The sequence below is a fragment of the Chryseobacterium sp. JV274 genome, from assembly GCF_903969135.1.
In the GTDB taxonomy this organism is placed as follows: Bacteria; Bacteroidota; Bacteroidia; order Flavobacteriales; family Weeksellaceae; genus Chryseobacterium.
Genome location: NZ_LR824569.1, coordinates 2,056,972 through 2,068,481, shown reverse-complemented (window position 1 = coordinate 2,068,481; position 11,510 = coordinate 2,056,972). Strand labels below are relative to the sequence as shown.

Annotated in this window: 10 protein-coding genes; 7 read left to right on the top strand and 3 right to left on the bottom strand. The window is 35.3% G+C overall.

Going from position 1 to position 11,510, the window contains the following annotated elements; translation table 11 throughout:
• Positions 1 to 51 precede the first annotated feature (51 nt).
• The 6 genes from CHRYMOREF3P_RS09630 to CHRYMOREF3P_RS09605 all read left to right on the top strand — a co-directional run bounded on the left by CHRYMOREF3P_RS09630 (position 52) and on the right by CHRYMOREF3P_RS09605 (position 9,087).
• Positions 52 to 408, top strand: a complete 357-nt coding sequence (locus CHRYMOREF3P_RS09630) for a hypothetical protein (RefSeq protein ID WP_228408911.1) — start codon at positions 52 to 54, stop codon at positions 406 to 408.
• A 266-nt stretch (positions 409 to 674) separates the two neighbouring features.
• Positions 675 to 3,068: a TonB-dependent receptor gene (locus CHRYMOREF3P_RS09625; protein WP_077419137.1), complete on the top strand. Its 2,394-nt coding sequence runs from the start codon at positions 675 to 677 to the stop codon at positions 3,066 to 3,068.
• Between the two features lie 18 nt (positions 3,069 to 3,086).
• Positions 3,087 to 3,674 (top strand): hypothetical protein, encoded by a 588-nt coding sequence (locus CHRYMOREF3P_RS09620; RefSeq protein WP_077419138.1) that lies wholly within the window; start codon positions 3,087 to 3,089, stop codon positions 3,672 to 3,674.
• Positions 3,675 to 3,812: 138 nt separating this feature from the next.
• Entirely contained in the window at positions 3,813 to 5,147 is a 1,335-nt protein-coding gene (locus CHRYMOREF3P_RS09615) for a trigger factor (protein WP_077419139.1), read from the top strand.
• A 236-nt stretch (positions 5,148 to 5,383) separates the two neighbouring features.
• Positions 5,384 to 6,070 carry a hypothetical protein gene (locus CHRYMOREF3P_RS09610; RefSeq protein WP_077419140.1) on the top strand — a complete coding sequence of 229 codons (687 nt, stop codon included), beginning with the start codon at positions 5,384 to 5,386 and terminating at the stop codon, positions 6,068 to 6,070.
• 152 nt (positions 6,071 to 6,222) lie between these two features.
• On the top strand, positions 6,223 to 9,087 hold the full coding sequence (locus CHRYMOREF3P_RS09605) for a M16 family metallopeptidase (RefSeq protein ID WP_180564490.1): 2,865 nt from the start codon (positions 6,223 to 6,225) through the stop codon (positions 9,085 to 9,087).
• 76 nt (positions 9,088 to 9,163) lie between these two features.
• Here the strand turns inward: CHRYMOREF3P_RS09605 and CHRYMOREF3P_RS09600 are convergent, their stop codons facing one another.
• Positions 9,164 to 9,748, bottom strand: a complete 585-nt coding sequence (locus tag CHRYMOREF3P_RS09600) for a DUF3109 family protein (protein ID WP_077419142.1) — start codon at positions 9,746 to 9,748, stop codon at positions 9,164 to 9,166.
• Positions 9,749 to 9,754: 6 nt separating this feature from the next.
• A complete protein-coding gene (locus CHRYMOREF3P_RS09595) occupies positions 9,755 to 10,660 on the bottom strand; it encodes a DUF6427 family protein (protein WP_077419143.1) in 906 nt (301 codons plus the stop codon).
• A gap of 42 nt (positions 10,661 to 10,702) precedes the next feature.
• On the opposite strand from CHRYMOREF3P_RS09595, the gene CHRYMOREF3P_RS09590 reads away from it, so the two are divergent.
• Positions 10,703 to 10,936 carry a DUF6341 family protein gene (locus tag CHRYMOREF3P_RS09590; RefSeq protein WP_047386641.1) on the top strand — a complete coding sequence of 78 codons (234 nt, stop codon included), beginning with the start codon at positions 10,703 to 10,705 and terminating at the stop codon, positions 10,934 to 10,936.
• A gap of 83 nt (positions 10,937 to 11,019) precedes the next feature.
• Here CHRYMOREF3P_RS09590 and CHRYMOREF3P_RS09585 read toward each other — a convergent pair whose 3' ends face one another.
• On the bottom strand, positions 11,020 to 11,457 hold the full coding sequence (locus CHRYMOREF3P_RS09585) for a universal stress protein (protein WP_047386643.1): 438 nt from the start codon (positions 11,455 to 11,457) through the stop codon (positions 11,020 to 11,022).
• Positions 11,458 to 11,510 lie beyond the last annotated feature (53 nt).

Sequence of the window (11,510 nt, the reverse complement as noted above, 5' to 3'; positions counted from 1 at the left end):
ATTTAATAAAAGTTTAAGGAAACAATTGAATTATTTTCATAATTTTGAACCATGATTTTTAAAGAAAGCAGAAACCTAAAGAGTTTTATCTCCAAGCTATTGTTTGGAGTATATTTCCTCGCGCTGCTTTCTCAGAGCTTTCACCATCACGATGCTGTAGATTATTTTAAGGTTTTCAATCTTAAAAAAACAGAGAATACGGTGACGAAAGCAGTTACTAAAGAGAAAGCTGGCGACTGTCTGGCCTGCCACTTTTTGGTTACCGGACATACATTAGCTCCTGAAGAATTCAGTTTTACTGTTGAGCATTACAGCCATGAGGTAAAACAAATCATCGCCATTCAGGAGAAAATCTGGTCACAGACCAAATTCAATTTCCAGCTTCGGGGACCTCCCACAATTTCATAATTCATAGATTCTATAGGGTTTAAAGTTTAATACTTTAAGTTCAATGTTTAATGCTTAAAAATTTAAAGTTTTAGGTTTAAAGTTTTAAGTTGTTGGAAAATAACTGATAGTTTGTAATTAATATTAAATAATGTCCAGTTACTAGCTTCTAATTTCTAACCTCTAACTTCTCATCATTAATACATTTTACAATTAAATTAACCCTTCCCACAAATTTTAACGAAAATGTACCCTATTGAAAAGGGTACGCAATCAATCTATTTACAATGAAATTGATATATTGCCTGCTGCTGATCTTTTGCGGATCAGTATTTATAAGTGCACAAAAAACCTATACTGTTGAAGGAACCGTTCAGGATTTTCATGATAAAACCATGTTGGAAAATGCTGTGATTAAAATCGGAAACCTTACAGCTAAAACAAACAAGAAAGGTCAATTTTCTTTTGACAAAATTCCTGCAGGAAAGTATACACTCATTGCACAACATCCTGATTGCAATGATTATACTGAAAATATAGGAGTTGATCAGAATGTTCAGCTGGTTATTACACTGGAACATCACGTCAAAGACATCGAAACTGTTACAGTTCACGGAAGTCACAAGAACAATGGAAGCATGGTTGTGAAAACTATTGATAAATCAATGATTTCAAGAAATGTTACCGAAAACCTAGGGAATTTATTAACCAATATTTCTGGTGTTAACGTTCTGAAAACGGGGAACAATATTGCAAAACCTATTATTCATGGGCTTTATGGAAGTAGAGTTTCCATTCTGAATGATGGAGTAAAACTTGCCGAACAGGAATGGGGAGTAGAACATGCTCCCAATGTAGATGTTAATAATTTTGAACATATTGATGTAATAAAAGGAGCATCTGCTTTGAAATATGGAAGTGGAGCCATAGGTGGAGTTGTTGTTTTACAGCCTCAGATCTTGCCTAAAAAAGATACCATCATGGGAAATGTTTCTCTTTCCGGGATTTCTAACGGAAGAGGGGCTGACCTTAATGTAAAACTTGCAAAAACCTGGGAAAATGGCTGGGCAATAAAAACTAATGGGAGCTATAAAAAACTGGGAGATCTTGAAGCGCCGGATTATGGCTTGATGAATACAGGGCTTGAAAGTTCCGGATTTAATTTTGGAGTTCAGAAGATGACATTTGAAAAAGGGTTCTCTTTTGATTATTATCTGACAAAAAGCACTGTTGGAATTCTTAGAAGCTCTCATGTTGGAAATTCAGAAGATCTGCGTAATGCTCTTACTGAATCAGAGCCAATTTACCAAAGAGATTTTAGTTATGATATTGATAATCCTAAACAGGAAATTGAACATCATATTGCCAAAGTATCAGCTTACAAAAGGTTTGAAAATTTCGGAAAAATAACGGCTACTTATAGTTTTCAGTACAATCATAGAAAAGAATATGATATCAGACGTACGGAACAGCTTAGTAAAAAACCGGCATTGGATCTTGAGCTGATAACCAATGATCTGAACGTGAATCACCTGATAGAAAGAGGAAAATGGAATCTTGAAACAGGAATTAATGCAGGATATCAAAACAACTATTCCAATACTCAGACGGAGGCAAGACGCCTTGTTCCAAACTATGACAGATATTATGCAGGAATTTATTCTGTACTAAAATATAAAATTACTCCTCAATTGGATTTTGAATTGGGAGGCCGATACGATTATGATCATTATGATGTAACAAAATGGTATGATCTGAGCGATTGGAATAAACAATATGCTGCAGATTATTCAGACTTTGTTGTAAGAATTAACCAAAACAGAATTCTTACAAAGCCATCTTTAAGTTATAATAATATTTCAGTGAACGGAGGAATTGTCTATCATCCATCTGAATATTTTGATTTGAAATTCAATTATGCAAGAGTTTCAAGGTCTCCAAATATTGCAGAACTTTTTGCAGACGGACTTCACCATTCAGCAGCCATTATTGAAAGAGGAGATATGAGAATGAAAAGTGAAACAGGACATCAGTTTAATTTAGTGGCAGATGTAAAAGCAAATGTCTTGAAAGGATTAAACATTTCGGTAAACCCTTACTTCTTTTATACTCAGAATTTTATCAATCAAATTCCTACAGGATATCAGAATACACAGTGGGGAGGAGCTTTTGTAGTGTATAACTATCAGCAGATCAATGCAAGAATGTATGGGTTAGATATTGATGCCCAGCTTAAAATTACAGATAATCTGACTTATAAAGGAAGCGGATCTTATGTTTATGGCCAGGATACAACTCACAATGTCCCGCTTATTCTCATGATGCCTCCGAATTTTAATAATTCACTGGAATTCAATAAAAAAGAATGGAAAGGTTTTTATTTTACAGTAAGTAATAATACTTATTTAAAGCAAACAAGATTTCCAACTTATAACGTTCCAATCAGATTATTTGATTCCGACGGAAATGCTTACAACCAGGAAGTAGATATTTCTACACCTCCAAACGGATATTCGCTTTGGAACATTCAGACAGGGGTAAATCTGTCTAAAAATTTCGGAATTGATTTTTCAGTTCGAAATGTATTCGATAAGTCTTACAGAGATTACCTGAACAGACTTCGTTTCTTTTCCAACGAAATGGGAAGAAACTTTATTTTAACTTTTAAATATCAATTTTAATTACTTAAAATCAAAAAAATGAAAAATATTTTTAAAAATACAACACTTGTCTTAGGACTTTTATTCTTAGCTGTTTCTTTAAGCTTAACTTCATGCAACAGAAGTGATGATGAAGCAGATGATCTTCCTCAGGAAGAACTTTCAGATGTTCTCTTAAAAGTTACAGATGTTGCTACAGGAACTCCCGTTGTATATGACTACCAGGTGAATAGTACAACCAATCCTAATGTTAAATTAATAAATGGCCATACTTATAATGTAGAAGTTATTTTTAAGAATGGTGACGAAGATGCTACTCAGGAAATTAAAGATGCAAAAGACGAACATTTCTTGGTATATAACTTTCCCAACTCTGATATCACTTTAACCCGTACAGACGATGCCAGCTCTACAAGAGGTGATGGTAGCCGTGTTGGATTAAAAACAAAATGGGTGGTAAATACTGCCGTAAAAAATACATCTGTACCTAGTCAGCTGGTTCTTACATTATTCCATGAGCCTGTAACCGTTTCTGAAGCTTCTGCTGTAAGTGGAAACGGAGTGATTTACGGAACTCATACAGGAGGTGAAACTGATGCACAAGCCAACTATAATATTATTAATTAATATACCTTTAATCTTGTTTGAACCACCGGAATTCTCCGGTGGTTTTTTATTTAACAATATTTGGCGTTATAAGTTGATTTTAAATGGGTGATTTTCATAAAAAATTCATATTTTTGCAACCTAAAATTTTAATCAATAATGAAGGTTACCGCACAAAACCATGATGACGTAAGTGCATTGCTTACAGTAACATTGGAAAAATCTGACTACAAAGAAAAAGTAGAGAAGCAGTTGATTAATTATGCTAAAAATGCGCAAGTTCCTGGATTCAGAAAAGGGAAAGTGCCTTTGAGTATGGTTAAAAAACAATATGAAGCAGGTATTGCATTCGAAGAAATCAACAGACAAGTTTCTGATGCTTTAAACAACTATGTTAATGAAAACAAATTAAGATTAGTTGGTCAGCCTGTTCCTCAGCCAGTAAACGAATTAGATTACAATGCTGATCAATTAGAAGTTGCTTTCGAAGTTGGATATGAGCCTGAATTCACTATAGATTTAGCTAAGTATGAAGCTCCTCACTACAAAGTAGAAGCTTCTGACAAAGAAATCAGCAAGAGTATTGAAAACATGCAGAAGCGTTTCGCTGAGCAGGTTCCTCAAGATAAAATCACTAAAGATTCTTACATTGCTTTAGAAGTTTCTCAGGTTGTGGAAGAAGATGCTGAAGGAGAGCACCACCACCACCCAAAAAACCTTACCATTACTGCTGAAAACAAAGAAGCTTTCAAATTGGTAAAAGGTTTGAAAATGGAAGGTTCTGTAAAAGTAACGAAAGAAACTCTTGCAGGTGACGAAGAATTAGCTAAAGAATTAGGATTCAGCAAAGAAGAAGTTGAGCACTTACACCACAATGAATTAGAAGTAAAAGTAAAAGACTTCTATACATTAAATTTAGCTGAGCTTAACCAGGACTTATTCGACAAAGTATACGGAGAAGGAAACATCAAGACTGAAGAGGAGCTTAAAGATAAAGTGAAAACTGAATTAGACGAGTACTTCCAGCAAAATGCTGATGTTCACTTTGTGAATAAAGTATTAGAGCAGGTAACTGATAAAGAAGAAGTAAAACTTCCTGAGACGTTCCTTGTGAAGTGGTTATTATTCTCTAACCAGAACATCCAGTCTGAAGCACAGGCTCAGGAAATTCTTGAAGCTGAGAAAAACCAATTGAGATATCAGATCATCGAAGGTAAATTGATGACTGAAAACGAAATCAACCTTGACTATGCTGATGTATTGGCTCAGGCTGAGCAGTTAGTTAAAAATCAATTGGCAATCTATGGAATTCACCACCTTGGTGATGAAGAAATCCAAAAATATGCTGTTGAAATGTTGAAAGACCAGGAGCAGGTAAGACAAATTTCTTCTGAAGTAGCTATGGCTAAATTGAAAGATGTAATTCTTGAAAAAGCGAGCAAAAAAGAAACTAAAATTTCTCACGACGAATTTTTAGAAGAACTTAAGAAATAATTATACTCAGATATAAATATTTGAAAACCGTCAATTTTTTTTGACGGTTTTTTGTTATAAATCTATGTATAGGAATTACACCAAATGTACCATGATTATTGGTGAGATGATCTTTCTTGTTTTTGTTTCATGTGTTCTTATTGATCATTCATCAACGCTCATGTATTATTTATTTCTGCTCCGGTATGTATGTCCGCCAATATTCCTATATTTACCCTTTAAACTTTATTATAAATATGAAAAAGATCATCATTCCATTTTTCTGTGCTGTACTTTTTTCAGTACCGGCAGCGGCTCAGAAGAAAGGGGCTGCATCTGCTAAAACAGAAGCTGTAAAATCCAAACTTACCTCTAAAGAAGTTGTTGACAATTATTTCAAAGCATTAGGAGGAAAAGATAAATTGGAAGCTATAAAATCTACCATTACTGATAACACGGTTTCTGTGCAGGGAATGGAAATTCAAATGACGACTAAAAAATTAGGAAATAAATTCAAGTCTGTACAATCGCTGATGGGGAAAGAAATGATTCAGCTTTTTGACGGTGAGAAAGGGTACTTTGATCAGATGGGAAATAAAACAGATATTCCTGCTGATAAGATTGCTGAGCTGAAAAAAGGAAAGCCAATTGATGCTTTAGCTTTTGATGCTTCTAATTTTCCAAACGTATCCACAGAAAAATTAGACGGAAAAGATTATAATGTATTGTCTTCAGACAAAGGCAAGTTTTATTTTGATGCTGGAACAGGACTTCTGTATAAAACCAATGCAGGAGAAGGAAATGCTACAATCAAAAGCTATATGACAGTAGATGGAATACAGTTCCCTGCCGAAGTAGATGCTGAAGGTGGAGGTCAGAAAATGACAATTAAAACTACCAAAATTGTGATCAACTCCGGAGTTACGGATGCTGATTTTAAATAGAAAATTGCTTTTTAAGATATTAAAACCGGGTATTTCCCGGTTTTTTTAGTATATAAATAAATTTAACTCAAATTTAACTATAAAATAGAATCTGTAATTTCCTCACATTGTGAATAAGTGGTAGTTTTAAGCTGTAAATAAAATCAAATACCATGAAAAAAGTCTTATCTTCATTTGCGGTCATCTTTTTGATGTCGGCAAATGCCTTTGGACAGAATATTCCAGTGGATCCTTCTGTACGAATTGGTACCCTTTCCAACGGAATGAAGTACTACATCAAAAAAAACACCTTACCGGAAAAAAAAGTAGATTTCCGTTTGGCAATCAATGCCGGATCTATTCTTGAAGATGAAAATCAAAGGGGATTGGCTCACTTTATGGAGCACATGAACTTCAACGGAACCAAAAATTTTCCAGATAATAAATTAGTAGACTTTTTACAGTCCATCGGCGTAAAGTTTGGTCAGCATCTTAATGCTTATACCAGCTTTGACGAAACGGTTTATATGCTTCCTGTTCCATTGGATAAACCAGGAAATCTGGATGCCGGACTGAAAGTAATGGAGGACTGGGCTTTTAATGCAACCCTTTCTGATGAACAGATCAATAAAGAAAGAGGAGTGGTATTGGAAGAGCTGAGATTAGGTCTTGGAGCAGATAAAAGAATGATGGATAAATATCTTCCGAAGTTTTTATATAAATCTCAGTATGCAGAAAGACTTCCAATCGGTAAAAAAGAAGTATTGGAAAACTTCAAGCCTGATGTTATCCGAAAATTCCACCAGGATTGGTACAGACCGGATTTGATGGCAATTGTAGTAGTAGGAGATATCAACGTGGATGAAATTGAAAAAAAGATCAAGGATAATTTCAGTAAATATAAAAACCCTTCAAAACCGAGAGAAAGAAAATCTTTTGATCTTCCGAATCATAAAGAAACACTGGTAGCGATTGAAACAGATCCTGATGCTACCAATTCTATGGTACAGTTTATCATGAAAGATGCTGATGCCTACAAGCCGGATGTAACAGTAGAGCAGTACAATCAGAGTCTTGTGGAAAATCTTTCAACAACGATGCTGAACAACAGATTGAGAGAACTGATCAACTCTACAAATCCACCTTTTACTTTCGGATCAGTATATCATGGAGGAACCTATGCAAGAAGCAAGGAAGCTTTCCAGGGATTTGCCATGGTGAAAGAAGGAAACCAGCTGAATGCGTTAAAAGTTTTATTGGAAGAGGTTGAAAGAGCAAAAAGATTCGGATTTACACAGTCTGAACTTGACAGAGCGAAATCTCAGGTGCTTTCCAACCTTGAAAGATCTTATAATAACAAAGATAAAACAGAAAGTGACATGCTTGTAGATGAGTATGTAAGAAACTTCCTGGAGCAGGAACCAATGCCTGGAATTGCATGGGAATATGAAGATACCAAGTCTTTCCTGCCATCTGTTACCCTTGCGCAGACCAACGAAATCATCAAGAAAATGGTGAAAGATGACAGCAGGGTCATTGTAATCACAGGGCCTAAGAAAGATAATGTAGCTATGCCTACAGAAGCCATGGTTATGAATACATTCGAAGCTGTAAAAATGGCTGATCTAAAACCTTATGAAGAAAAGGCTACTATCAAAAATTTAGTAAAACCTTTCAAATCTGAAGGGAAAATTGCTAAAACAGAAACGGATGCCAAGTTGGGAACAACAACGTGGACATTAAGCAACGGTGCTAAAGTGACTTTCAAGAAAACTGACTTTAAAGATGACGAAATTGTATTTACTGCAAGAAGCTTAGGAGGAAGTTCTCTTATTCCGGATGTTGATTACAATAAGACACAGTTTGCATTCTCTGCATTAACAGAAGCAGGAGTGGGTGGATTCTCTAAAGCAGACCTTGCTAATTATCTTGCAGGTAAACAGGTGAATGTAAATCCAATGGTAACCTCTCTTTTTGAAGGTGTTTCCGGAAGAACAAGCCAAAAAGATTTAGGAACGGCCCTGGAGCTTATGTATGCTTATTTTACAAGCTTAAATTACAATCCGGCTTCCTTCAATGCATATAAAGAAAAACAGTCTGCAATGCTGAATAACCTGTTGTCTAATCCTCAGGCTTATTTCTCTAATGAGCATGCAAAATTTATGAATCAGAAGAACCCTAGATTTATTGGGGTATTCCCAATGGAAAAAGACTGGGCGAATACAGACTATAAAAAAGCATACGATATTTATAAAGATAAATTTGCCAATGCCGGAAACTTCCAGTTCTATTTCGTAGGAAATATTGACGAAACGAAGTTTAAAAATGAAGTCCTTCAGTATATTGCAAGCCTGCCATCATCAGGAAAAGCTACAATGTTCAAAGATACCGGATACAGAACAATCACCGGAGATTATACAAAAGTGTATAAAAAAGGAAAAGATCCTAAGAGTATGGTATCTATCTCGTATAGTGGAGAAGCACCTTACAACGAAAAAGAAGCTTTAGCATTATCTGCTCTTGGAGAAGTCGCTACCATAAAAGTTATCGAGAAATTGAGAGAAGACGAAAGCGGTATCTACGGTGGAGGTGCAAGAGGAGGAATGAACAGAATTCCTTATGGTACTTACAGCTTTGGAATTAACTTTCCTTGTGGTCCGGAAAATGCAGATAAACTGACCAAGAGTGCTATTACTGAGCTTCAGAAGCTGATTGATAACGGCCCTGAGCAGAAAGATCTGGATAAGTATAAAGAAGGAGAATACAATGATAATAAAACAGAACTTAAAGACAATATGTTCTGGATGAATGCTATTGCTAAAAACCAATTAGACGGAAGTGATAAATATGACATCCTGAATTACCAGGAAAAAGTAAAGGCACTTACCGTAAAAGATCTTCAGGATGTTGCTAAAAAATACCTTACAAAAGGTAGAATTGTAGCGACTTTGATGCCGGAAGACGGTTGGGAAAAAGCTAAAAAAGATGAAACTAAAAAAGCAGAAGTAACTGCTGTAAAAGTAGGAGCAGCTAACTAGCCGTACTTTTTTACCTACAATAAGAAAACCGCAGAGAAATCTGCGGTTTTTGTTATTTTATTCAAATCCTGATTGATTAAGAACCATATTCTTTTTTCCATTCCTCAGCGGCTTCACTTAGAACGTTGTAGAACTCTTCTCCGTATTTTCTTGTCAATGGCGTCTTTAAAAACTTATAGACAGGAACCTGAAGTTCTTTTCCAAGTGTACACGCATCGCTGCATACATTCCATTCATGATAATTCAAAGCAGTGAATGCAGAATATTCTGTAACACGAATAGGGTACAGGTGGCAGGAAATTGGTTTCTGCCAGTCTACAGCACCATCTTCATAGGCTTTTTCAATACCACATTTGGTAATCCCTTTTTCGTCAAACGTTACATAAGCACATTCGCGGTCCTCCACCATAGGAGTAACATACATTCCGTCGTGCGGATCAGTAGTCCATGTTCCTTGTTCTTCAAGGGCTTTGATGCCTTCCTGAGTAAGATAAGGTTTTATTTTATCAAAAATACTGTCCAATATCTCAAGCTCGTCTTTATCTAACGGAGCCCCTACATCTCCTTCCACACAACATGCACCTTTACATTTCGTAAGGTTGCAAACAAATTCTTCGGAAAAAATTTCCTCAGAAATCAATTTATCGTCTATCTGAATCATAATTTTTTAAAATAAATCAAAAACTGTACCTGCTTTAAAGGTCAGTAAGCTAATAATAATAAGCCATACACTGGCTTCACGCATCCAGTACTTAGGTAAAAACCTCATCATTCTGCTTAAAATAATACTTGAAGGGAACGCCAGAAGCAGCAGATATTCATAGCTCTTATTCATATACAGGATGATGGAAACAAGCTGTGCCATCGAAAAGACCAACAGGAAAGTATATTTGTACCTGCTTATCGGGCTTTTCTTATTATAGTTTTTAAAATGGTCATATACCGCGTAAATAAGCATCAGAACCACAGGAATCAGTGGCAGAAGCTCCGTGTAATCCGTTACGGGTTTCATCTTTCCAAACGGAAAATAATCTATATTCCAGGAAGTGAACTGAAAAAAATACATCACAGAAAAATAACTGAAGGTAATCAGAACAGTTCCCAGCAGGAATCTGAATAGGTTCAAAGTGATTTTGGCAGAGGTAGCAATCACGTGAATGATCACAAAAACAGCCATCGGCCAGGTGGTAGGAAGGAAAATAAAATTCAATGCCACAATAGATCCTACCAATACATACGACTTCTTTCTGATATCTTCATCCGCACTTGTCAGAAGAAGGATAAGAAAGGAGTTTGTAAGCAGCGAAACAGCAATCCCAATATCCAGATTTCCGGGATATAGCCCGAAAATGAAAAAAGTATATAAGAATAATGGAAGATGAGTCTGATAATTAAGGGCAATACTGTGAAAACAAAAATATCCCAAAGCAATTCCCAGAAAAGTTATTCCGGCAACAATAGCTTCATAAGTGTTGAAATTCAGTATGTTAAATATTATGACTACTAAAAGAAGAAAACCAATATAAACAGGAATTGAAAAAATATTGCTTTCTTTTGAAAGTAATTTAAACATTTTTTATAAATTTGTACAAAGTTAATTTAAAAAAGGAAAATAATGACGTCTTTCTTTCTATTCTTAAGTAAAGTTTTCAAATGGACTTTCGGTTTCTTTGATACTTTCGGTAATGTTTTAAACTGGATTTTATTTGCAGTTTGCTGTGTATTATTTACTTATTGGTGCTATGTACTTGTAGTAACACTAGGTGGAGACAAAGACAAAGACTATTATTCTCCAACGGAAGGTAAGAATCCTTACTACGATCCGAATATCTACAAAAAAGAAGGTTAATTAATTGGTTATATAGTAAAAAACCGATCAAACAATAGGGTTTGATCGGTTTTTTTATTACTAACGATTAAAATTTCTTTTTCTTAGTCGTGAATTGGAAGTACCAATACAGGAATATTTGAACTTTTTGTGATTCCTTTGGTTAAACTTCCCACAAATACATCATAAATTCCGCTTCTGCCATGTGATCCCATCACAATATAATCTGCATTTTTTTCCTTTGCATGTTCCAGGATAATATCTTTGGCAAGCCCTTGTTTTAAAAGGTGCTCACAATCAATATCATGAGCGATGATTCTTTGCTCAATTTTATTAAGCTGTACCAGTTCTTCTCTGATTTCATTGGCTTCCACTTCCGGAAAATATTGAAATCCCATATCACCAATGGCAAAGCCGATATCTGATGGCGCTACATGGATAAGGTAAATTCTGCCGTTAAGCTGTTTTGCAAATTTTATGGCACCGTCTACCAATTGGTCTGTCTTGTCCCCAAAATCTACGGGTAATACAATATTTATCATAACCTCTAATTTTGTTACCTAAAGATAGGGAAAATTTGCCAAACTCTGATGTT

Bases quoted from the DNA above. Each gene is read 5' to 3' on its own strand.
- CHRYMOREF3P_RS09630 (WP_228408911.1), top strand. From the start codon at position 52: ATGATTTTTAAAGAAAGCAGAAACCTAAAGAGTTTTATCTCCAAGCTA.
- CHRYMOREF3P_RS09625 (WP_077419137.1), top strand. From the start codon at position 675: ATGAAATTGATATATTGCCTGCTGCTGATCTTTTGCGGATCAGTATTT.
- CHRYMOREF3P_RS09620 (WP_077419138.1), top strand. From the start codon at position 3,087: ATGAAAAATATTTTTAAAAATACAACACTTGTCTTAGGACTTTTATTC.
- CHRYMOREF3P_RS09615 (WP_077419139.1), top strand. From the start codon at position 3,813: ATGAAGGTTACCGCACAAAACCATGATGACGTAAGTGCATTGCTTACA.
- CHRYMOREF3P_RS09610 (WP_077419140.1), top strand. From the start codon at position 5,384: ATGAAAAAGATCATCATTCCATTTTTCTGTGCTGTACTTTTTTCAGTA.
- CHRYMOREF3P_RS09605 (WP_180564490.1), top strand. From the start codon at position 6,223: ATGAAAAAAGTCTTATCTTCATTTGCGGTCATCTTTTTGATGTCGGCA.
- CHRYMOREF3P_RS09600 (WP_077419142.1), bottom strand. From the start codon at position 9,748: ATGATTCAGATAGACGATAAATTGATTTCTGAGGAAATTTTTTCCGAA.
- CHRYMOREF3P_RS09595 (WP_077419143.1), bottom strand. From the start codon at position 10,660: ATGTTTAAATTACTTTCAAAAGAAAGCAATATTTTTTCAATTCCTGTT.
- CHRYMOREF3P_RS09590 (WP_047386641.1), top strand. From the start codon at position 10,703: ATGACGTCTTTCTTTCTATTCTTAAGTAAAGTTTTCAAATGGACTTTC.
- CHRYMOREF3P_RS09585 (WP_047386643.1), bottom strand. From the start codon at position 11,457: ATGATAAATATTGTATTACCCGTAGATTTTGGGGACAAGACAGACCAA.